Genomic DNA, 23166 nt, shown 5'->3' with positions numbered 1-23166 from the left:
GCCCGCCTTACAGCTGGACGCCGGAGAACGACATGAATCCCAGAGACATCAGACCTACAGTGATAAAGGTGATGCCGAGGCCACGAAGGCCTTCAGGGACGTCGCTGTACTTGAGCTTCTCGCGGATACCTGCCAAAGCGGTAATCGCAAACGCCCAACCGAGACCAGCACCTGCGCCGTAAACCACACTTTCACCGAAGGTGTAGTCACGCTCGACCATAAACAGTGCAGCACCCATGATGGCGCAGTTTACGGTGATCAACGGCAGGAACACGCCAAGCGCGTTGTACAGTGCCGGCACGAACTTATCGAGGAACATCTCGAGGATCTGAACGATCGCCGCGATAACCCCGATATAGGAGATGTAACCCAGGAAGCTCAGATCCACGTTCGGATAGCCCGCCCAGGACAGCGCTCCCTCACGAAGCAGATAGTTGTAAATCAGGTTGTTGACCGGAACCGTGATCACCAGGACCACGACAACGGCAACACCCAGACCGATAGCGGTCTGCACCTTCTTCGAGATCGCCAGGAAGGTACACATCCCGAGGAAGAAGGCCAGCGCCATGTTTTCAACGAAAATCGCCCTGACAGCAAGGCTGATATACTGTTCCATAACTTACGCAGCCCCCTTAATGCTCAGCGCCTTTGGTGTTCGACGCCAACACGTACTCCGGCTTCTCGACCTGCTCCGGTTTCCAGGAGCGGATGATCCAGATGAACATACCGATGATGAAGAACGCACTCGGTGGCAACAGCAACAGACCATTACCCTGATACCAGCCACCATTGTTGATCAACGGCAGGATCTCGATACCGAACAACGAACCGGAGCCGAACAGCTCACGAATCGTACCAACGAACATCAGCACCAGTGAGTAGCCGAGACCGTTACCGATACCATCGAGGAAGCTGATACCCGGCGGGTTCTTCATGGCGAAGGCTTCCGCGCGTCCCATGACGATACAGTTGGTGATGATCAGACCAACGAATACCGACAGCTGCTTGGAGATCTCGTAGGCAAACGCCTTCAGGATCTGGTCTACCACGATTACCAGGGAGGCGATGATCGTCATCTGTACGATGATACGAATGTTGCCCGGAATCTGGTTGCGGATTGCGGAGATGAACAGGTTGGAGAACGCCGTTACCAGCGATACGGCAATACCCATTACCAACGCGGTTTTAAGGTTTGACGTAACCGCGAGTGCAGAGCAGATACCGAGGATCTGCAGTGCAATCGGGTTGTTTTTGACTATCGGCCCTACCAGGACCTCATTTGTCTTGGACATCTGTTAAGCCTCCCCTGCACGCAGGTTGTTCAGGAACGGCGCATAACCATTTTTACCCATCCAGAACTGGATCAGGTGGGTTACACCGTTACTGGTCAGCGTCGCACCGGACAGTGCATCTACCTTGTACTCGGCATTTGGCGTCGAGGGATCCACACTACCCTTAACCAGGTGAATTTCCGGATCAGAGGTATCGTCGGCGTAGACCTTCTTACCAGGCCATAGCGCCTTCCACAGCGGGTTATCCACCTCACCACCAAGCCCCGGTGTTTCGGCATGGGAGTAGAAGCCCAGCCCCACCACCGTATTCAGGTCACCCTCCAATGCGAGGAAACCGTACAGTGTAGACCACAAACCGTAACCGTGAACCGGCAGAATCACCTTTTCGATCGAACCATCGCCGGATTCAACCAGATAGACCGGCATCACCTTCGCCTGGTATTTGATCGATGCGATATCTTCGCTACGGCCAAGCTTCTCACCCAACTGGGGATCTTTGGCAGCCTTTCGGGCGTCGTAGTTGGCAACAGGCGCTTCAACGAACTTGCCGCTGTCCAGATCGACATAGCGAGTGGTGATCTGCTTGAATAGCTCATCAACCGATTTCGACGGATCGGCAATACCGGCAGCCGCCAGGATATTGGACTTGCGGTCCAGATCCTTGTTGGCTACCTGCTTGGGCTTGAGCATAACTGCTGCAGCAGACACAACCACGGAGCAGATTACGCAAAGCAGGATCGTAACGGTAAGCGTTTTACCGATAGTATCGTTATTAGACGACATTGCGCTTCATCCTCCGTTTGATATTCGCCTGCACGACAAAGCTATCGATCAGCGGGGCGAACAGGTTGCCGAACAGAATCGCCAGCATCATCCCTTCCGGGAAGGCCGGGTTCACGACACGGATCAGGACCACCATCACACCGATCAGGGCACCGAATACCCATTTACCGGTGTTGGTCATCGAAGCGGAAACCGGATCGGTCGCCATAAAGAACATACCGAAGGCAAAACCACCCAGTACCATATGCCAGTAGAACGGCACGGAGAACATCGGGTTGGTGTCGGATCCGATCATGTTAAATAGCACCGACATGACGACAGTACCGAGCAACACACCGGCAACGATACGCCAGGCCGCGACACGCGCGAACATGATGATCACACCGCCAATCAACAGCGCCAGAGTCGATGTCTCGCCAACGGAGCCCTGAATCGTACCGATAAAGGCATCCATCCAGGTGATGTTGTTGGCCAGGATCTGGTCAACACCGCCGGCAGCCGCAAGACCCAGAGGCGTTGCGCCGGAGAAACCGTCGACAGCCGTCCAGATCGCATCACCTGACATGTTGGCCGGGTAGGCGAAGAACAGGAAGGCGCGGCCGGTCAGCGCCGGGTTAAGGAAGTTCTTGCCGGTACCACCGAACACTTCCTTGCCGATCACGACACCGAAGCTGATGCCCAAGGCTACCTGCCACAGCGGAATGGTCGGTGGCAGGATCAGGGCAAACAGCACAGAGGTGACAAAGAAACCTTCGTTGACCTCGTGACCGCGCTTCATCGCGAACAGCACTTCCCAGAATCCACCCACCACAAAGGTGGTGATATACACCGGCAGCCAGTACACGGCACCGTAGATCAGGTTGTCCCAAACACTGTTCGGATCGAACCCGGTTAGCGAGCCGATGATGGCGCCGCGCCAACCGGTAGCTTCGGTCAGCCCCAGCTCGGCCATCGCCGTATTGGCCTGCAGGCCCAGGTTGTACATACCGAAGAAAATTGCCGGGAATGTACACATCCACACCAGGATCATGATGCGCTTCAGGTCGACAGCGTCACGCACGTGCGCTGCGCTCTTGGTCACCTTACCCGGGGTGTAGAAGATGGTATCGACCGCTTCGTAAAGCGCATACCAATTCTCGTATTTACCGCCCTTGTGGAAGTGCGGCTCGAGATTATCCAGAAAAGATCTCAAACTCATGGCCAGCCTCGCTTACGCCTCTTGCTCGATGCGCGTCAGGTTGTCACGCAGGATCGGACCGTACTCGTACTTACCCGGGCACGCGAAGGTGCACAGCGCGAGGTCCTCTTCATCCAGCTCCAGACAACCGAGCTGCATCGCCGTTACGATATCCCCGGTCACCAGTGCACGCAGCAACTGGGTCGGCAGGATATCCAGCGGCATCAGCCCTTCGAACTGACCCACGGGCATCATGGCACGCTCGGAACCGTTGGTCGTGGTGGTGAAGTTGAACTTCTTACCCGGTGACAGCATGGAGGAGAACATCCGCAGCACGGAGAACTTCTCCGCACCAGGGGCGATCCAGCCCATGAAATCCCGTGAGTTACCTTCAGCCAAAACGCTGACCTGAGAGTGGTAGCGACCAAGATAGGCCAGCGGCCCTTCAGCCGTGCTGCCGTTCCAGATCGACCCGCTGATAACGCGGTTTTCGCCGCTCTTGACGCGCCCGGAGACGATCTCGTCCAGCGAGGCCCCCAGGCGTACTTTCAACAGAGTGGGCTTTTCGACCTGCGGACCGCCGAGCGCGATCACACGCTCCACCGCCAGTTTACCGGTCGTAAACAGCTTACCGATGGCGATTACGTCCTGATAACCGATGCTCCACACCATCTTGTCGCGGGAGACCGGATCGAGGAAGTGGATATGAGTACCGGCATTACCCGCAGGGTGCACACCGGCAAACTCCTCAGTGGTCACACCCTCGACGCTCGGCAAGCCCGCACCGGCTGCCGCGCACAGGAACACCTTCTTGCCACCAAGACGAGTCAACACCTGAAGCCCCTGCTTGAAGGCTTCGGATTCACCCTTGATAACAACAGCGGGATCGGCCGCCAGAGGATTGGTATCGATTGCGGTAACGAAAATCGAGTTCGGTGTCGTACCCTGCTGCGGCACGCGGCTGAACGGACGCGTTCGAAATGCTGTCCACAGCCCAGACTGGATCAGGTTGTCCTCAACCTGTTCCCGGCTGAGCCCGCCAAGTTCATTAGCCGAATAACTATTGAACTCGACCGCATCTTCCTGGTCATCTAATTCGATCACAACGGACTGCAGGACTCGACGTTCGCCGCGATTGATCTCGCGAACTACGCCTGCGCCCGGTGCGGTGTATTGAACGCCGGGTGTTTTTTTGTCGGTAAAGATCACCTGACCGAGCTTGACCCGATCCCCCTCTTTGACCGACATGGACGGCTTCATGCCGACATAGTCAAAGCCAACGAGGGCTACAGAGCGCACATCGACAGAGCCTGAAACAGCCTGCTCGGGTGCACCTGTAATAGGTAGATCCAGACCTTTATTGATCTTGATCATACGCCTCACCTAATAATATGAACTGTTCTGGCGCCTGGTTTATGCTCTGCACGCTCCCCCTTACCTGACCGATTTAAGCGATCGATCAGAACGTCTCACAGAGGCATTTGCCAGACGCCACCAAAAATCCGCACAAGTATACCTGAGCGCCTTGTCATTTTTCTACAAAGTACCTTTCCGATCAGGCACTTTCAGTGGCAATTCTTCCTCCACTTGAGAGCTCGGTTACGACAACGAGGCCGAACACTCATGACAAGAGCACGATAACGCGCCTCCCACGATCTCAGGATCGATCGACATCGATCGCCGTATCGAATTTTTCTCTGCGCATCGAGATCAACGTTCTAAATTTTTTCATATTGGGCTCCGCATAAAGCACCCGCTCGCAAAACGCCTCATACGCCGACATGTCGGACACCATCACAATCAGCACGAAATCCACCTCCCCCGTTACCCGGTAACACTGTTTCACCTCGGCGGAGGCCCGCACCCGATTGGCAAATGCCTCGTTCACATGGCGCTGATCGCTGACCATCTCCACCTCCACCACCATGTGTAGTGACGGCCCGAAACGCTCCGGCACCAGCAGCGCCACCCGCTTATCGATATAGCCCTGATCCGTGAGGCGCCTCACCCGCTTAAGGCAGGCCGGCGGAGACAACCCCACCTGCTCTGCCAGCTGCACATTGGTGAGACTACAGTCCTGCTGCAACAGCCCGAGTATCCGCCGATCAATTCGATCCAGCATCCCAATTCTACCCGCGAAGTTAATTTAGTTTCGAAACTAACAAAAAAAATGAACTTTTAGAAAATTTTCAGCTGAGTTATTGGAAATTATTTTTCCGCACATCCCTAAAATAAGCACCATTCGCGCACCCTACCGAAAGCGCCCAACCACTGACAAACCAGCTAAGGACGACAGACTCATGACCACTGCGCTATTGAAGGCAGGACAGGAATGCAGCCAGATTATCAAGGAGACGGCCAGGGTGTACTGGACCTTGGTCAAGGTGATGGTACCGACCCTGATCGCCGTCAAACTGCTCGACATGATCGGCGGCACGGAGGCACTGGCCTATCTGCTGTCTCCAGTGATGCAACTGCTTGGATTACCGGACGCAATCGCACTGGTCTGGGCAGCAACGCTGCTGACCAATATCTATACCGGGATGATGGTATTTTTCAATCTCGCACTGGAGCAGCCGCTGAGCGTCGCCCAGGTCAGCGTACTCGGCATCCTGATGCTGCTCGCGCACTCCCTGCCGATCGAAGGCGCCGTCGCCCGTTCGGCAGGCGTAGGCTGGCGAGCCACCCTGAGCATCAGAATCGGAGGCGCCCTGGTGTTGGGCGCCCTGACCAACCTGATCTACAGCCACTTCGAGCTGTTGCAGACGCCCAGCACCCTGCTCTGGCGCCCCGAAGGCAGCCTGGATACAAGCCTTGCAGAGTGGGCACTGAATCAGGCCGAGACCCTGCTCTTGATCTTCCCGATCATCCTGACGCTGCTTGCCCTGCTGCGCCTGCTGCAGCTACTGGGTATCGAGCGCCTGATCCATTACCTGCTGTTTCCGGTATTGCGCCTCCTCGGCATCGGCAAGGCAGCGGCGAATGTCACCGTCATCGGCACGGTGCTCGGCCTAACCTTCGGTGCGGGACTGCTGATTCGAGAGGCACGCTCCGGCCGGATCAGCCAGAGGGATATTTTCCTGACCCTGAGCTTTCTCGGACTCTGCCACAGCTTGATCGAAGATACCCTGCTGATCATGCTACTGGGCGCCGATCTATCCGCCATCCTCTGGGCACGTCTGGCCTTCGCGATCCTGGCCATCGCCATCCTTGCCCGGCTAGCGTTCGTGCAACGCAAGCCCGATACTGCCCCCACCACCGACCAAGCCTGAGACACACAAAAAAGCCGCCTGCGGCGGAGTCTCCGCAGGCGGCTTTTTTTTCGCTACCGGATCAGGCTTCGATCGGGTAAGCCGGCAGCGTGCACTTGGCGATTCGCTGCGCCAAACGCACGACCTGGCAGCTGTAGCCAAATTCGTTGTCGTACCAAACGTACAGCACACAACTCTTGCCGCTGGCGATGGTGGCCAGACCATCAACCACCCCTGCAGCGCGGGAGCCGACGAAATCGCTGGACACGGCTTCAGGAGAGTTGCTGTAGTCGACCTGCTTCTGCAGCTTGGAGTGCAACGCGATGTTGCGCAGGTAATCGTTCAGCTCATCCTTCTCAACCGCAGTTTCGAGGTTGAGGTTCAGAATCGCCATGGAGACGTTCGGCGTCGGCACGCGGATCGCGTTACCGGTCAGCTTGCCTTCCAGTTCGGGCAGCGCCTTGGATACCGCCTTGGCAGCACCGGTCTCAGTGATAACCATGTTCAGGCCCGCGGCACGACCGCGACGATCACCCTTGTGGTAGTTATCGATCAGGTTCTGGTCGTTGGTGTAGGAGTGAACGGTTTCAACGTGACCGTTGGCAACACCGTACTTGTCGTTCATCGCCTTCAGGATAGGGGTGATCGCGTTGGTGGTGCAGGATGCAGCGGACAGGATGGTGTCGCTATCGAGCACATCGCCATCGTTGACGCCCATGACGATATTTTTCACACCCTTGCCCGGGGCGGTCAGGATCACGCGCGCAACCCCATTCGACTTCAGGTGCAGAGACAGCCCTTCCTGGTCACGCCATTTACCGGTGTTATCGATGACCAGCGCATCGTTGATGCCGTACTGGGTGTAATCGATCGTATCCGGGGCATCGGCAAAGATCACCTTGATCAGGTTACCATTGACGATCAGCGACTGGCTCTCTTCGTCGACCAGGATGGTACCCTTGAACGAGCCGTGCACGGAGTCACGACGCAGCAGGCTAGCACGCTTTTCCAGATCGTTGGGTGCACTACCCTTGCGCACCACAATCGCCTTCAGGCTCAGCGAGTGACCGGCGCCGGAGCGATCGATCATCAAACGCGCCAGCAGGCGACCGATGCGACCGAAACCGTAAAGCACCACATCGGTGGACGGCCGACCGTTACCCTGGACGGTAGCACCGGCCAGCTCAGTGGCAAGAAACTCTTTAAGCGGCCGACCGGCGCCCTCTGCGCGGAATTTGACCGCCAGCTTGCCGATATCGATATGAGCCTCGTTGACGCTCATCTCGCTAACCGCTTCGAGCACCGGGAAGGTGTCGACCACGGACAGCTCTTCGCCTTCTACCTGACGCACGAAACGGTGGGCTTTGAGGATATCGATCACGGAGCGCTTTACGATCAATCGTCCGTAAATTGATATCTCAACGTTGCGATCACGGTATAGACGACCGACCAGGGGTACCATCGCTTCAGCGATCGCTTCACGAGCATTCCAGTCGGCTAAAATCAGTTCTTGGGTCACAGGCGGAAACTCCGAAATTGTGTCAGCTCAATTTGGGTGCGCGTATTATCCCTGTTTATGCGGCCCTGGGCAAACAACCGATCCTAGACTTTTGTACCACTCCCGCCATTTTCTCACCTCTGCAGTGCAATCCGTCGGCTTTCGAGCTGCGATTCGGGCTGCGAATTAGTGCGTGCGCCGTTAGAATAGGCTGCTCTCCAACGGGTCGTTAATAAGGAGTCACGCGTGCCCAGCCGTTTTCAGCCCCCGCTACCTCACAGCCCTGGCGACATCAAACGCATTGGCCAGGTACTCGGCAGCGCCACCGGGCTGCTGATCCGCGCGATCAGCGAGCAGCACAAGGGGCCTATCCTGCTGGTCTGTCGCGACAGCGAAAGCGCCGCCCGCGCCCGCAGCGAGATCGGTTTCTTTGGTGACAGGCAGTACCCGGTACACCTGTTCCCCGACTGGGAAACCCTGCCCTACGATAACTTTTCGCCGCATCAGGACATCATCTCGACCCGGATCGAAGCGCTGTACAAGCTACCGGAGATGAGCAGCGGTGTTCTGGTGGTACCGGCGCAAACCCTGATGCAGCGCATCGCGCCACCCAGCTTCGTCACCGGCAACTCGCTCTGGCTGGAGCGCGGACAGCGCTTCGATCCGGAACAGATGCGTTCACGACTGACCGATGCCGGCTACTCTCTGGTCGATACCGTGTACGAGCACGGTGAGTTTGCCATCCGCGGCGCACTGATCGACCTGTTCCCGATGGGGAGCGACACACCCTACCGTATCGATCTGTTCGATGACGAGATCGACACGTTGCGCACCTTTGACCCGGAAACTCAGCGCTCGGTGGAGCAGATCGAGCGGATCCGCCTGCTGCCGGCACGCGAGTACCCGTTCAACAAGGACGCGATCAACCGCTTCAAACAGCGCTGGCGCGAGCTGTTCGACGTCGACTACACCCGCTGCCCGGTGTACCAGGATGTCGCCTCAGGCCTGACCCCGGCCGGTATCGAATACTACCTGCCGCTGTTTTTCGACCACTGCGCCACGCTGTTCGACTACCTGCCCAACAACACCCTGCTGATCCAGGAGTCCGGTCTGAACGAGGCCGCTCAGCAGTTCTGGCAGGAGGTTCAGTCGCGCCATTCGGAGCGAGCCTGGGATGTGCAACGCCCGGTAATCGCACCGGACCAGCTGTTTCTGCCACCGGAAGCCCTGAATACCGCGCTCCGCGCCTATCCCATTATCCGACTGAACCAGGATGAAGAGGAGCGCCGCCCCGGGCGTGATAACCTGCCCTGCGATCCACCGCCCAATCTGACCGCCCCCCAGGGCAGCAACGAGCCGCTGGCTCTGCTCAAAAAACTTCATGAAGAATCGGGCCAGACGCTACTGCTGTGCGCCGAGTCGGCCGGTCGTCGTGAGGCGCTGCTGAACCTGGCCAACCGCGCCGGACTGAAACTTAAAGAGTACCAGGGCTGGGCTGACTTTAGCGCAGCACCCAGCGCGCTGGGCATCTGCGTCTACCCGCTGGAGCAGGGACTGAACCTGCGCGAATCGCTGCAGGTGGTCACCGAGACCCAGCTGTTCGGCCAGCAGGTGTTCCAGCGCCGCCGCCGTGAGCGGGAACAGACCGACAGCGATCAGTCGGTACGCCACCTGTCGGAGCTCAGTATCGGCTCGCCGGTGGTGCATATCGATCACGGCGTGGGCCGCTACCTGGGTTTGCAGACCATCGCCACCGAGGGCGAGGTCAATGAATTTCTTACGCTGGAATACGCCAATAACGCCAAGCTGTACGTGCCGGTATCCTCGCTGCACCTGATCAGCCGCTACTCCGGCGCTTCCGATGAAGCAGCGCCGCTACACCGCCTGGGTACCGAGCAGTGGAGCAAGGCACGGCGCAAGGCCGCCGAGAAGGTGCGCGACAGCGCCGCCGAACTGCTCGATATCTATGCCCGCCGCGCCGCCCGCGAGGGCAAAAGCTTCGAATGCCCCGAGGAGTCCTACCGGCAGTTTGCCGCTGGCTTCCCGTTCGAGGAGACTCCCGATCAGGCCAACGCCATCGATGCCGTAATTCGCGATATGCGCGCGCCCCAGCCGATGGATCGCCTGGTCTGCGGCGACGTAGGCTTCGGCAAGACAGAGGTCGCGATGCGCGCGGCCTTCGTGGCCGTACAGGCCGGACAGCAGGTCGCGGTATTGGTGCCCACCACCCTGCTCGCACAGCAGCACTACGACAACTTCCGCGACCGCTTCGCCGACTGGCCGGTCAATGTGGAGCTGATCTCGCGCTTTCGCAGCGCCAAGCAGCAGCAGGCGATCGCCAGCGACCTCAGTGAAGGCAAGGTCGACATACTGATCGGCACCCACAAGCTGATTCAGGGCGACTTGCAGTTCAAGACGCTGGGGCTGGTGATCATCGATGAGGAGCACCGTTTCGGGGTACAGCAGAAGGAGCGCCTGAAATCCCTGCGTGCCGAGGTCGACATTCTGACTCTGACCGCCACGCCGATTCCGCGAACGCTTAATATGGCGATGTCCGGCATCCGCGATCTGTCGATCATCGCCACGCCGCCGGCGCGCCGCCTGTCGGTCAAGACCTTCGTCCGGGAATCGGACAAGCCGCTGCTGAAGGAAGCGATCCTGCGTGAGCTGCTGCGTGGTGGACAGGTGTACTACCTGCATAATGAAGTCAAAACCATCGAACAGTCAGCGCGCGCCGTCGCCGAACTGGTACCCGAGGCCCGTGTTGCCATCGGCCACGGCCAGATGCGCGAGCGCGAACTCGAGCAGGTGATGACCGATTTCTACCACAAGCGCTTCAACGTGTTGGTCTGCACCACCATCATCGAGACAGGTATCGACGTGCCCAACGCCAACACCATCATCATCGAGCGCGCCGACAAATTCGGTCTGGCCCAGCTGCATCAGCTGCGCGGCCGCGTCGGCCGTTCACACCACCAGGCCTACGCGTACCTGCTGACACCGCCGCCCAAGGCGATGACCCCCGATGCCGCCAAGCGTCTGGAGGCGATCAGCCAATCCAGCACCCTTGGCGCGGGCTTCACTCTGGCCACCCATGACCTGGAGATCCGCGGTGCCGGCGAGCTGCTCGGCGAGGAGCAGAGCGGCCAGATCCAGAGCATCGGTTTCAGCCTGTACATGGAGATGCTGGATCAGGCGATCCAGGCGATCCGCGAGGGTAAAACACCGAACCTGGACAAGCCGATGAGCCACGGCAGCGAGATCAACCTGCGCCTTCCGGCACTGATCCCCGATGACTATCTGCCGGACGTGCACAACCGCCTGATCATGTATAAGCGGATCTCCAACGCCAACAGCGCCAAGGCGCTGGATGAGTTGCAAGTGGAGATGATCGATCGCTTTGGTCTGCTGCCGCCACAAACGCGTAACCTGTTCCGTTTGACGGCGATAAAGCTGCGAGCCGATGAGCTGGGGATCGAGAAGCTCGAAGCCAATGATCGCGGTGGCCGCCTTGAGTTCGGCAGCGACACCCGGGTCGAGCCGCTGACCCTGGTGATGCTGGTACAACAGCAACCCAACCGGTATAAACTGGACGGCGCCAGCGCGCTGCGTTTCACTCTGCCCATGGCCAAGCCGGACGATCGCTTCCACTGCATCGAAGGCCTGTTAAGCCAGCTGACACCCAATGAGGATGACAAATGACCACGAGATTCAACGCCCTGTTACTCACGCTGCTCATGTGCTGGACGCTGCCAGCCTGGGCCGCAGAGGGCGACTACACCATAGAAGTGCTCATCTTCACCCAGAACACATACGGTGACGGCGCGCAGCCCTATGACGCCATGGATCCGGAACGGGCGCCGCCCGCGATCGCCGACGCACGGTACCCCAGCCCTTACGACGGAGCCCCCTTCAGCCAGCTCGAAGCCCTGCCCAGGGAGCGCCTGGCTCTGGGTGACGATGCCGCGCGACTGAGACGTGAAGGGTTCCAGATCCTATGGCACAGCGGCTGGTTCCAGAACGTCAGCACCGGACGCAACCCCAGTGTCCGTATCGACACCGCTGACGGCCGCGTGGATGGCGTAATCAAGGTGGATCGCGGGCGCTACCTGCACTTCAAACCTGACCTGCTGCTCAGCCGCGATGCCGCCGTCGAGGCGCTCCCTGTGCGTTACCGGCTGCAGCAGTCACGCCGGATGCGCTCTGAACAACTGCACTATCTGGATCATCCCCACTTCGGCATGCTGGTCGTGATCAAGCCGCTCAACTGAGCCCGATAGCACAACCCTTTGCAGCCAGCTCAACGTGATTAAAGTGATTTGAGCTGGCTGATACGGCTGCCCGGATCCTCGAGCAGCCGCTTTATACTCCCCTGCTCCAACACCTGCCCACGGTCCATCAGAATCGTGGAGTCGAAGTACGCCAGCGCAGCGGCATGATGACTGATCAGCAGCACCGTCTGATCCGCCCGGTAGTGAAGTATCAGCTCCAGCACCGCTTGTTCCGTTTGCGGATCCAGCCCTTCGGTAGGCTCATCCAGAAGCAGGATCGGCGCCTCACGCAAGAGCGCACGGGCCAGTGCCAACCGCTTGCGCTGGCCGCCCGACAGCCGCGATCCAGCCTCACCCACCTGGTAATCGAGTCCCTGACCGTCCAGCGCCTGGGTCAACCTCAAGCGCTCCAGCAGATCGAGCATCTCCTCGTCACTGGCGCTATCGCGGCCTATCTTCAGGTTGTCGCGAATGGTGCCGGCAAACAGCTGCACCGGCTGCCCCATGACGCTGACCTGTCCGCGCAACACCTCTTCGTTATAGGACGCTATCGGCCTGCCGCCCAGTTCGATACTGCCCGAATCCGGATCCCAAAAGCGCACCAGCAGGTTGATCAGCGAACTCTTGCCACTGCCGGAGTGCCCCAATACCAGCACCTTTTCGCCCGGCTCGATATTGAAGCTCACATTGTCGAGTGCGCGGCTGTGGCGCCCATAAGCGAACTCGACAGCCTCAAAGCGGATGGTGCCGGGGCGGATCGGCTCAGCCCCCTGTTCGGGAAACAGCCGCTCAGCCTCTTTTTCCGCTACAACGGCCAAGCGCGCCGCGGACTCTCGGGTTTTTCCGAGATACTGGTATGCCAGCGGCAGCGAGATCACAGCCTCAAACGAGGCCAGCACACAGAACAGCAGAAAGGCCAGCTCAATCGCCTGCAACTGCTGCGCCTGAACCAGGCTGACGCCTTCGACCAACACCGCGACCAGGGTGCCGCCGACCACCAGCAGCATAAGGCTGTTGACCAGGGCACTGACACGCCCCATCTGCGCCTGGGTATCAAGAAACGCGTGCTGAGCCTGGTCGATCTGCGCCTGAGCACGCGCCATGCCGCCATAGATGCGCAGATCCGCCATACCCTGAATCAGCGTGACCATTCGGGTGCGCAACCGGGCCTGGGTCCTGGCTTGCTCAGCCCCCTTTTCACTCCCCAGCCAGTAGCCAAGGAGCGGCACCAGCAACCCGGCAGCCAGGTAACCGCAAAGCGCAATCAGCGCCAGGGAGCCGCTGTACAGGTAGAGGAAGCCACACACCAGCGCAACCACGCACAGCGCAATCAGCGTCGGCGACAGAATGCGCAGGTAGAGATTATCCAGCGCGCCGATATCGGCGATCAGTCGGTTGAGCAGCTCGGCGGAGCCTATCGCATTCAGCCGCGCCGGCCGCAGCGGCTCCATGCGCTGGTAAAACCAGGTCCGCAGGCGCGCGATCAGCCTGAAGGTGGCTTCATGCGTGGCCAGGCGCTCGCCATACCGGCCCAGCGTGCGCAAAATGGCAAAGCCCCGGACCCCGGCGCCCGGGGTAAAAAAGTTAAAGCTGACCGCGACGCCCGCCAACGAGGTGGCGGTAATAAACCAGCCAGACAAGGTCAGCAAGCCGATACTGGCCAGCAGCGTCAGCAACCCCAGCAACGAGCCCAGCACCACCCAACCGATATGGGCGCGCATCTGCCGAATATAGGGCCAGAGCAGCTTCATGACACCCTCCCGCTCTCAACCGCCACAAGATCTCCGTCAACCAGCTCCAGCACCCGGTCGGCATTGAGTTGCGCCGCCTCCCGATGAGTCAGGATCAGCACCGTACGCCCCTGACTGAGGCGTGCCAACGCATCCAGCACCAGCGACTCACTCTGCGCATCCAGATTCGCCGTCGGCTCATCCAGCAGCAAGAGCGGTGCATCCTTCAAAAACGCCCGGGCCAAGGCTATGCGCTGGATCTGGCCGCCCGACAGCCCGTGCCCCGTTTCACCGACCTCGGTATCGAGGCCCGCAGGCAGACGATCCAGAAACTCGACGACATGCGCATCGACACAGGCCTGCATCAGTTCTTCGTCACTGGCATCGGCACGCGCCAGCGTCAGGTTGTCGCGCAAAGTACCGGCAAACAGCGTCGTTTGCTGACTGACCCAGGCGATAGCCTGCAACCAGCCATCGCGCTCAAGTTGCGCCAAGGGGCGTCGATTGACCAGCAGCTCTCCCTTGTTGAGCGGATAAAAACCGAGCAGCAGGTTCATCAAAGAGGATTTGCCGGCTCCACTGGGACCACGAATCGCAACCCGCTCGCCGGCCGCCAGCCGCAGGTTCAGGCCTTTGAGCACCGGCTGCTCACGTCCAGGATAGGTCAGACCGAGATCACGAAACTCGATCTCGACCGGCCCGGGCTCAAGCACCAGATCCCCGCCCTTTACCGCATGCTCGGTCTCATCCAGCAACGCTTTCAAACGCTCGCTGGCGGCCATCGCCTCCTGCTTGGCATGGTAATGGGTACCCAGCTCACGCAACGGCAGATAAAACTCCGGCGCAAGCAGCAGGATAAACAGCGCCTGGTAGAGCGTAATCGGACCCTGCCATGCGCCAAAACTTAACTCCCCGAGAAAACTGAAGCCCAGGTATACCGCCGTTAACGCAATCGATACCGAGGCGAAGAACTCCAGTACCGCGGAGGAAAGGAAAGCCAGCCGCAACACCTCCATGGTACGCAAGCGAAACGCCTCCGATACCTGCCCCAGCACGCGAGCCTCACCGCGACTGCGCTGAAACAGTTTGAGTGTCGCCACGCCCTGCACGAGATCGAGAAAATAGGCGGAAATGTTGGCCAAGGCCTGGAAGTTGCGCCGGTTTGCCGCCGCGGCTTTCATCCCCACCAGCGCCATGAACAGCGGCACCAGCGGGGCCGTCAGCAGGAAGATCAGGGCCACCGCCCAGTTAAGCGGCAGGATAAACAGCAAAATCAGCAAAGGCAGCGTCACCGACAGCCACATCTGTGGCAGATAACGCGAAAAATATCCGTCCAGCGCCTCAACCTGCTCGAGCAGCAGCGTACTCAGGTCGCCGGTCTGCCGGGAATGGCAGTAACCCGGCCCCAGCCGGTCCAGTTTGGCCAGCAGTTCGGTTCGCATTCGCCTGCGCACTCCAAGCGATGCGCGCACACCACTCCACTCGCGCAGGTAGCCCAGCGCCGCCCGCAACAGGATAGCCAGCAGCAGTAACGCAAATGCGGATCGGTACTGCGACATTTCACCGCCGCTGACGATGCCGGATATCACGCCAGCCAGCTGGCCGGCCTGCAGCACCATGGCCAAACCTCCACCCAGGCCGGCCAAAACCGAAAGGAGCACCCAATGCCGCTGCGCAGCGGCACAGGACTTCAACCAGCGCGCGCGATTGCGACCTTCAGTTCGTGATGTCACGCGGGAACTCCTTCATGCTCACCCCCTGCCGATCAACCGGGCTCGACAGCACCTGGCGCCTGCTCCTGCAGATGCACCGTAGTGGTCGGGAAGGCGATCTCGGCGCCCAGCTCATCAATGATATCGATGATACGAAGCATCACATCCTCGCGGATCTCCAGGTAGCGCCCCCAATTGGTAGTATGGGTGAAACAGTAGATCATGATATCCAGCGACGAGGGACCGAATCGGTTGAGTTGAGTGAACAGCGTGCTGTGCTCGTCGATCTCGGGGTGGGCGATCAGCATCTCCCGAATTCGGTCCACCACCTGCTTGACCACCCCGGCATCCTCATAGCGCACGCCGACATACTCGTAGATGCGGCGATTGGTCATGCGCGAGGGGTTCTCCACCGAGATACTGGCGAAGGTTGCATTGGGGATATACAGCGGACGCAGATCGAAGGTGCGGATAATCGTCAGCCGCCAGCCGATCCTCTCCACCACACCTTCGATCTGCTTATCCGGCGAGCGCACCCAGTCACCCACCTTGAACGGGCGATCCAGATAGATCATCAACCCGCCAAAAAAGTTGGCCAGCAGATCCTTGGCCGCAAAACCGACCGCCAGCCCCCCGATACCGCCGAACGCCAAAATACCGGAGATGCTGTAACCGAGGTACTGCATCAACACCAGCGCGGTAAGGACAACGATGATCAACTTGACCAGCTTGCAGATCGCATCCGCCGTGGTGCGATCGATACTGCTGTCGCGATGTAGAATCGCCTCCTCGGCACGGACCACAAAGCGGATCAGCGCCCAGCTCAACAGCAGGATAAACCCCACCTCGCGTACGCGGCTGGGCAGCTCGCTCTCGACCATCTGCAGGTGTGGGGCGGAGAGCTGCAGCGACAGCGTCAGCGACAGCATCAGGATCAGCAGGATAAGCGGGTGCCGCAGCGCATCGATCAGCAGATCGTCCCACACCGGCGAGGTGCGCGCCAACGTACTGACCAGGCGGCACAGGATGCGATCCACAATCAGCGCCACCAGCAGCGAGCCCAGCGTTAGCAACAGCACGGCCAACTGCCAACGGTAGTCCTGAAACACAGGCATATAGGCGATCAACGGATCCAGCCAGTTGAATACAGCCTGCTCGTTCACGCCGACACCTCCCCGCGCAATCGCCCGGCGATATGGCGCGCACGCTGCAATCTGGCCAGGTCATGAACGATCTTCGGCCCGGCCCGCATCCGCTCCAGACGCGGTGACGCCGCAATGCCGGTGGCCTGCAGATAATCCAACACCTCAAGCGCTCCCGCCCGATGGTTGCAGACCAGCACCATGTCGCATCCGGCGTGCAATGCCTTCTCCGCCCGTGCGGGGAAACCACCGGCAACACTGGCCCCCTCCATGGTCAGATCGTCGCTGAAGATCACACCATCAAATGCCAGCCGCCCACGCAACTGCTCACGCAACCAATAGCTGGAAAACCCCGCAGGATCAGCATCCAGCTGCGAATAGATCACATGGGCGGGCATGATCGCATCGAGCCCGGCCTCGATCAGCCGGGCGAAGGGCTGCATATCGCAAGACTCCAGCTGCTCCCCGGGCCGCTCATCCACCGGAATCTCCAGATGGGAATCGGCCTGAACCCAGCCATGCCCGGGGAAGTGTTTGCCGGTAGCCGCCATACCCGCGTCGTGCATCCCCAGCATGAAACCGGTCGCCAGCTCTGCCACCCCTTCAATAGAGTCGGCAAAGGCCCGATCGCCGATCACGCCGCTGCGCGACCAGTCGATATCGAGCACCGGTGCAAAGCTGAAATCGATATCGAATTCACGCAGCTCCGCCGCCATCAGCCAACCCAGCTCGCGAGCATGCTCAACCGCCTGCTTCGCGTCTCGCTGCCAAAGCTTGCCCAGCGCGGCCATCGGTGGCAGCACGGTGGCTCCCGTGCGAATTCGCTGTACGCGCCCGCCCTCCTGATCGATCGCGACCAGAAGCTCCGGACGCACCGTTCTAACCTGCTTCATCAGGGTATGCAGCTGTTCGGGCGCGGCGTAGTTGCGGGCGAAGAGGATCAGCCCACCAACCTCTGGCTGAGCCAGCAACCGCTCCTCCTCGGCGCTCAGCTCCAGCCCCTCCAGGTCCAGCATCAGTGATCCGATGGTCATAATGTCCTCATTCGTATATGTCGACAGGCGTGCCGGGAGAGACCAGATCGAACAACTGGATCAGGTCGCGATTACGCATGCGAATACAACCATGAGAACGCGGGATTCCCATCGGCTCGCTGTCGGGAGTTCCATGAATATAGATATAGCGTCGCTGTGAATCGCGGTTACCCAGCCGGTTAACTCCCGGCTCCCGGCCACAAAGCCACAGGATGCGGGTCAGGATCCAGTCCCGCTGAGGATGCGCGCCGGCCAGCGCGGGAGAGTAGATCTCCCCGGTGGGGCGACGACCGATGAACACCGCATTCTCCGGTTCACCGGCACCGATACAGGCGCGAATATAGTGCGCACCACGCGGCGTACAGCCGCTGCCATTGATCTCCCCTGCGCCGTTGGAGGCGGTGGATACGGGCCAGGATCCGATCTCTTGTTCCTCTTCAAACAGGTCTATCCGCTGTCCGGACAGTGAGATCTCGAGCCGTTTCACAATCAGACCTTACAGAACCAGGTCGACTCACCGCGCGCCTGAAAGCCCGCACTGATCACCGGTATCATGCGGTGAAGCGTGCGTTCGACATCCACCTCGGACTCCGGTGCGGAAAAAGCGCTGAGCGTGGCATAGTTGGACAGCGTAAATATCATCGCACCGAGCAGGAAATGCAGGCGCCAGAAGAACTCGTCCTCCTCGACCGGAGCCGCATTGCGCCGCACCAGCTCAATCAGCGGTTGAACCCGGCGGCCATACCCCCGGATCAGGAAAGCCCGCAGCCCCTCCTGTCCCGGAGCATAAGCCAGATCCAGCAAGCGCATGAACAGCGACAATGCATGCGGATTGACCTCTTTCACCACCAGCAGCGCACGCATCAGGATCTCCAGCAGCTCTTCGACACTGGGAAACTGATTTCCCTGAATATTCCGATCAGCCAGCCGCTGGTCGAGCTGATCGCACAGAGGCTCGAGAAAGCGTTGTGCAACGGCTTCGATCAATCCATTCTTGGAACCGTAATGGTAATTGACCGCAGCCAGATTAACCTCCGCTCGCGCGGTAATCTGACGCATAGTGGTTTCGATGAATCCCTGCTCGGCGAATAGCGCCTCCGCCGCCAGCACGATCCGTGTTGCTGTATCCGATTCCTGCATATTCATCCTTACCTCACTTACCACCCTTCTATCACCGCCCATACCACCCTGCTCAACGCGACCAGAAACGACTGTTGTACAGCCGCTGGGCAAGCCGATTGAGGGTGCGATCCGCCACCTGCACCGAGAACTCGCTCAGGCGCTCCTGCAACCCCTTTTTCAGTTCGTAACGAACTTGGAAGACATCGGCGTTTTCACAAGCCTCGAACAGGTAGTCATCACTGGTCCCCACCTCATCGATCAGGCCGATATCCAGCGCCCGGCGGCCGAACCATACTTCACCGGTGGCCACCTTCTCCAGATCGAGGGCCGGGCGGTATTCTCGTACGAACTCCTTGAACAGGCCGTGCGTATCCTCGAGCTCTTCGACGAACTTCTTCCGCCCATGGTCTGTATTCTCACCAAACAGCGTCAGCGTGCGCTTATATTCACCAGCGGTGAATACCTCGTAGTCGACATCGTGTTTTTTCAGCAGACGATGAAAGTTCGGCAGTTGCGCCACGACCCCGATCGACCCGACCAAGGCAAAAGGCGCTGCGATCAGCTTGTTGCCGATACAGGCCATCATATAGCCACCGCTCGCCGCGACCTTATCGACACAGATTGTCAGCGGTATTTCACGCTTGCGAATTCGCTCAAGCTGCGAGGCCGCCAGGCCATAGCCATGCACGAGCCCGCCACCGCTCTCGAGGCGCACGACCACCTCATCCTCCTTCCGCGCCAGCGTCAACACCGCGCTGATCTCCTCGCGCAGCCAGTCCACCTGCGAGGCGTGCAGATCGCCATCGAAATCGAGCACGAATAGGCGCTTGCGCTCGGGCGCCGGTTCCTCGCCCTTCTTCAACGCCTTCTTGCGCTCCTTGGCCTCACGCTTGTCTGCTTTTTTCTGCTCTTTGTGCAGCTGTTTTAAACGCTGCTCGTCAAAAACCTCGTCTTCGATATCCTGCTGCATCTCTTCGAGATGCTGGTTAAGGTTCTTGACTTCAACGTGCCCTTCTCGCGCCTCTCTGCGTCTTGCCACCAGAGACCCTACGCCCGAAAGAACAAGCAGAATGCCGATAATAACGGTCAATGTCTTGGCCAAAAACAGGCCATAATCAGCAAGAAATTCGCTCACAACTCTCTCCTGTCACGCAACACACGGTATTAGCGCTGCGGGGGCGCGTACTGTAACATAACATCCGATTAAAACACCGTTTTCGAACAGGGCCCTCCCCATTCATGAGCACCGCCATCACTGTAGAACAGATCATCGAAAAGCTTCCATCCCGATTCAACCCCGAGCAGGCGACGGGCCTGAAGGCGACCTTCCAGTTCCAGCTAAGCGACGCCGCCCCCTTCTACATCGCCATCGCCGATCAGCAGTGCACAGGACAGTCGGGAGAACATCAGGATCCGGATATAACGCTGCATCTCGACGAAGCCACGCTGATCCGCGTCGTGACCGGCGAGCAGGATGGCATGAGCGCGTTCATGAAAGGCCAACTGCGTGCAGAGGGCAACGTCATGCTGGCGACGCGCCTGAGCAAGCTGTTCAGTGGACACAAGCGCTAACACTCCCCGCCCGCAAGCGCGACGCACTTCAGTATCGACCTTCGATGAACCGCTCGATCAGCAGCCGTGAAATCGCGAAGCGCGGCGGCAAGTCGGGCAGGTTATCACGCGTGAACCAGCCCGCTTCCGTGATCTCCACACCATCCGGGGTCAATTCACCGCCGGCATAGTCTGCCAGGAAACCGAGCATCAGCGAGTGCGGAAAGGGCCAGGCCTGACTGGTGACATAACGTATATTACACACCTCGACACCGACCTCTTCGCGTATCTCCCTTGCCACCGCCGCCTCTGCACTTTCGCCCGCCTCGATAAACCCGGCAAGCGTACTGAACCGCCCTGGCGGAAAGCGCGGATTGTGTGCGAGCAGACACCGCTCGCCATCGACCACCAGCACGATGATGCAGGGTGATATCCGGGGATATACGCTCAAGCCACAGGCGTGACACACCTTGGCCAGCTCAACGGCATCCGCCTCAACAGCAGTTCCGCAGTGTCCGCAGTAACGATGCCGATCGTGCCAGACGGCAATCTGCGCAGCCCGCGCGAGCAACCCAAACTCAGTCTCGTCGACCTCCGCCAGTTTGCTTCTAAGATCCAGAGCCAGCAGTTCCGGCGGCTCTGTTTCCAAAACCAACAGGCTCACACCCTCGGCCAGCGGGTATTGCGCTTCGCACTCGACATCATCGAATGGCCGCACGCCAAACAGCGGCTCGGAAAATCGATCCGACAGCAGCTTCCCTTGATGACTTACCAGATATTTCACCACTTCCCCCATTTCATCTCGCACCTCGGTGCGACTTCCTCGATTGGCAATCTGCTGCTAGGATTGGCCCGCTCTGTCACGGACCCCGGAGACTCTTCACCACCACTTGTCGTGAAGCAACTCTATTTATGCCCCCGCATGAGATACTCACCACCCGGACACGGGATACTTCGAGGGCGGACAGTTCGAAGTGTTCATGAGGCCTAATTAAAGCAACTACAAAGGCCCTCATACAGAGCATTTGAGATAAAGCTAAGGAACCCATACCCAATGAGCCAAACGTTGACAAAGGCGCTCATGCGCAACTTTCTAGGCAACTCGCCAATATGGTACAAGCAGGCAGTTGTCGGATTCCTGATCCTAAACCCTATCCTGCTTTACGTAGTAGGCCCTGCAGTCACCGGCTGGCTGCTGATCTTCGAGTTCATATTTACTCTGGCGCTGGCGTTGAAGTGTTATCCCTTGCAACCCGGCGGATTACTGGCCATCGAGGCGGTACTGATCGGCCTTGCATCGCCGGAGTCCGTTTACCACGAAGTAGCGGGCAACCTGGAGGTGATCCTGCTATTGATGTTCATGGTAGCAGGGATCTACTTCATGAAAAGCATGCTGCTCTGGGTATTTACCCTCATCCTGCTAAAAGTAAAGTCGAAATCAACCCTGGCCCTGCTCTTCTCCCTTTCCGCCGCATTTCTATCCGCCTTCCTCGACGCACTGACCGTCACCGCGGTTCTGATCAGCGTGGGGGTAGGATTCTATGCGGTCTACCACAAGGTCGCATCCGGAAAGCAGATGGAACTCGTCGATCATGACCACTCCGACGATGGCCAGGTTCAGGAGGACAAGCGCAGCGATCTCGAGACTTTTCGCGCTTTCCTGCGCAGCCTGCTCATGCATGGCGCCGTCGGAACCGCGCTGGGCGGCGTCTGCACGCTGGTCGGAGAGCCGCAGAATCTGCTGATCGCGCAGAAAGCGGGCTGGGACTTCGTTGAGTTCTTCAAGCTGATGGCGCCTGTAACCATGCCCGTCCTCGCGGCTGGCCTGATCACCTGTGTACTGCTGGAGAAGAGCAAGATTTTTGGCTACGGTGCCCGCTTGCCTCGCTCGGTCCGTAATATCCTCCTCGAATACGCCCTGGAGCAAGATAAGAAGCAGACCAAACGCGACCATGCGATTCTTATCGTGCAGATTCTTGTTGCCATCTTCCTTGTACTGGCACTGGCCTTCCACCTCGCCGAAGTCGGACTTATAGGCCTCACCGTTATCGTATTGCTGACAGCATTCAACGGTATCACGGAGGAGCATCAGATCGGGCACGCCTTCGAAGAGGCACTGCCGTTCACCGCGCTGCTCGTGGTGTTCTTCACCATCGTTTCCGTGATCCACGAACAACACCTGTTCCAGCCGATCATCCACGCGGTACTGGCGATGGAAGAATCCCGGCAACCCGGCCTGTTCTTTATCGCCAACGGCGTACTCTCCGCAATCAGCGACAACGTGTTTGTTGCAACTGTCTACATCAACGAGGTCGTCGATGTCTATAAAAGCGGCGACATCAGCCGCGAGCATTTCGACAGTCTGGCGATAGCGATCAACACCGGCACCAACATCCCCAGCGTGGCGACGCCCAATGGGCAGGCAGCCTTCCTGTTCCTGCTCACGTCGGCACTGGCTCCGTTGATCCGCCTATCCTACGGCCGCATGGTATGGATGGCACTGCCCTACACGGTGGTCATGAGCGGCGTAGCCTTTACCATGGTCCTGGTGAAACTGCATTAACTTTAAACCGGGCAGAAAAAAACGCGGGATCCCCCGCGTT

The 23166-nt window shown here is 59.1% G+C and carries 20 protein-coding genes; 5 read left to right on the top strand and 15 right to left on the bottom strand.

The window, feature by feature from the left end:
• Window positions 1-7 precede the first annotated feature (7 nt).
• From nqrE to KQ940_RS14095, 6 genes are all read right to left on the bottom strand, one after another.
• The gene (gene nqrE / locus KQ940_RS14120; protein WP_217414349.1) at window positions 8-616 is read right to left on the bottom strand and encodes an NADH:ubiquinone reductase (Na(+)-transporting) subunit E; all 609 of its coding nucleotides are present in this window, start codon (window positions 614-616) and stop codon (window positions 8-10) included.
• A 16-nt stretch (window positions 617-632) separates the two neighbouring features.
• Window positions 633-1292, bottom strand: a complete 660-nt coding sequence (locus tag KQ940_RS14115) for an NADH:ubiquinone reductase (Na(+)-transporting) subunit D (RefSeq protein WP_217414348.1) — start codon at window positions 1290-1292, stop codon at window positions 633-635.
• A 3-nt stretch (window positions 1293-1295) separates the two neighbouring features.
• A complete protein-coding gene (locus tag KQ940_RS14110) occupies window positions 1296-2075 on the bottom strand; it encodes a Na(+)-translocating NADH-quinone reductase subunit C (protein WP_217414347.1) in 780 nt (259 codons plus the stop codon).
• Complete coding sequence (locus KQ940_RS14105) at window positions 2065-3273, bottom strand: NADH:ubiquinone reductase (Na(+)-transporting) subunit B (RefSeq protein ID WP_217414346.1); 1209 nt, start codon at window positions 3271-3273, stop codon at window positions 2065-2067. Before KQ940_RS14105 ends, KQ940_RS14110 begins: the two co-directional genes overlap by 11 nt.
• A gap of 12 nt (window positions 3274-3285) precedes the next feature.
• Entirely contained in the window at window positions 3286-4626 is a 1341-nt protein-coding gene (locus KQ940_RS14100) for a Na(+)-translocating NADH-quinone reductase subunit A (RefSeq protein WP_217414345.1), read from the bottom strand.
• 283 nt (window positions 4627-4909) lie between these two features.
• The gene (locus tag KQ940_RS14095) at window positions 4910-5374 is read right to left on the bottom strand and encodes an Lrp/AsnC family transcriptional regulator (RefSeq protein ID WP_217414344.1); all 465 of its coding nucleotides are present in this window, start codon (window positions 5372-5374) and stop codon (window positions 4910-4912) included.
• A 178-nt stretch (window positions 5375-5552) separates the two neighbouring features.
• Between KQ940_RS14095 and KQ940_RS14090 the strand changes: the two genes are divergently transcribed.
• Entirely contained in the window at window positions 5553-6524 is a 972-nt protein-coding gene (locus tag KQ940_RS14090; protein WP_217414343.1) for a hypothetical protein, read from the top strand.
• 61 nt (window positions 6525-6585) lie between these two features.
• Here KQ940_RS14090 and KQ940_RS14085 read toward each other — a convergent pair whose 3' ends face one another.
• Window positions 6586-8022, bottom strand: a complete 1437-nt coding sequence (locus KQ940_RS14085) for a glyceraldehyde-3-phosphate dehydrogenase (protein WP_217414342.1) — start codon at window positions 8020-8022, stop codon at window positions 6586-6588.
• 225 nt (window positions 8023-8247) lie between these two features.
• Here KQ940_RS14085 and mfd point away from each other — a divergent pair, with 225 nt between their 5' ends.
• Both mfd and KQ940_RS14075 read left to right on the top strand, forming a co-directional pair.
• Window positions 8248-11703, top strand: coding sequence for a transcription-repair coupling factor (gene mfd / locus KQ940_RS14080; protein WP_217414341.1), 3456 nt, complete (start codon window positions 8248-8250; stop codon window positions 11701-11703).
• Entirely contained in the window at window positions 11700-12272 is a 573-nt protein-coding gene (locus KQ940_RS14075) for a CsiV family protein (protein ID WP_217414340.1), read from the top strand. Before mfd ends, KQ940_RS14075 begins: the two co-directional genes overlap by 4 nt.
• A 38-nt stretch (window positions 12273-12310) precedes the next feature.
• Here the strand turns inward: KQ940_RS14075 and cydC are convergent, their stop codons facing one another.
• Genes cydC through sohB form a run of 7 tightly spaced genes read right to left on the bottom strand, consistent with a single transcriptional unit; the run spans window position 12311 to window position 20147 of the window.
• Window positions 12311-14023: a thiol reductant ABC exporter subunit CydC gene (cydC, locus tag KQ940_RS14070; RefSeq protein ID WP_217414339.1), complete on the bottom strand. Its 1713-nt coding sequence runs from the start codon at window positions 14021-14023 to the stop codon at window positions 12311-12313.
• Window positions 14020-15735 carry a thiol reductant ABC exporter subunit CydD gene (cydD, locus tag KQ940_RS14065; protein WP_217414338.1) on the bottom strand — a complete coding sequence of 572 codons (1716 nt, stop codon included), beginning with the start codon at window positions 15733-15735 and terminating at the stop codon, window positions 14020-14022. The genes cydC and cydD overlap by 4 nt, the downstream gene beginning before the upstream one ends.
• A 32-nt stretch (window positions 15736-15767) precedes the next feature.
• Complete coding sequence (locus KQ940_RS14060) at window positions 15768-16877, bottom strand: mechanosensitive ion channel family protein (protein ID WP_343222664.1); 1110 nt, start codon at window positions 16875-16877, stop codon at window positions 15768-15770.
• Complete coding sequence (gene nagZ / locus KQ940_RS14055) at window positions 16874-17890, bottom strand: beta-N-acetylhexosaminidase (protein WP_246590068.1); 1017 nt, start codon at window positions 17888-17890, stop codon at window positions 16874-16876. Before nagZ ends, KQ940_RS14060 begins: the two co-directional genes overlap by 4 nt.
• A 7-nt stretch (window positions 17891-17897) precedes the next feature.
• On the bottom strand, window positions 17898-18362 hold the full coding sequence (locus tag KQ940_RS14050; protein WP_425515641.1) for a L,D-transpeptidase family protein: 465 nt from the start codon (window positions 18360-18362) through the stop codon (window positions 17898-17900).
• 17 nt (window positions 18363-18379) lie between these two features.
• Window positions 18380-19036: a TetR/AcrR family transcriptional regulator gene (locus KQ940_RS14045; protein WP_246590067.1), complete on the bottom strand. Its 657-nt coding sequence runs from the start codon at window positions 19034-19036 to the stop codon at window positions 18380-18382.
• A gap of 46 nt (window positions 19037-19082) precedes the next feature.
• Window positions 19083-20147, bottom strand: a complete 1065-nt coding sequence (gene sohB / locus KQ940_RS14040) for a protease SohB (RefSeq protein ID WP_217414336.1) — start codon at window positions 20145-20147, stop codon at window positions 19083-19085.
• A gap of 104 nt (window positions 20148-20251) precedes the next feature.
• Here sohB and KQ940_RS14035 point away from each other — a divergent pair, with 104 nt between their 5' ends.
• Window positions 20252-20584, top strand: a complete 333-nt coding sequence (locus KQ940_RS14035) for an SCP2 sterol-binding domain-containing protein (RefSeq protein WP_217414335.1) — start codon at window positions 20252-20254, stop codon at window positions 20582-20584.
• Window positions 20585-20612: 28 nt separating this feature from the next.
• On the opposite strand, the gene nudC is transcribed toward KQ940_RS14035, so the two are convergent.
• On the bottom strand, window positions 20613-21347 hold the full coding sequence (gene nudC / locus KQ940_RS14030) for an NAD(+) diphosphatase (protein WP_343222663.1): 735 nt from the start codon (window positions 21345-21347) through the stop codon (window positions 20613-20615).
• Window positions 21348-21617: 270 nt separating this feature from the next.
• On the opposite strand from nudC, the gene nhaB reads away from it, so the two are divergent.
• Complete coding sequence (gene nhaB / locus KQ940_RS14025) at window positions 21618-23126, top strand: sodium/proton antiporter NhaB (RefSeq protein WP_217414333.1); 1509 nt, start codon at window positions 21618-21620, stop codon at window positions 23124-23126.
• Window positions 23127-23166: the final 40 nt, after the last annotated feature.

This window comes from Marinobacterium ramblicola, from assembly GCF_019084545.1.
Taxonomy (GTDB): domain Bacteria; phylum Pseudomonadota; class Gammaproteobacteria; order Pseudomonadales; family Balneatricaceae; genus Marinobacterium_D; species Marinobacterium_D ramblicola.
Note: the sequence above shows the minus strand (reverse complement) of the source record. Positions and strands in the feature narration are given on the sequence as shown.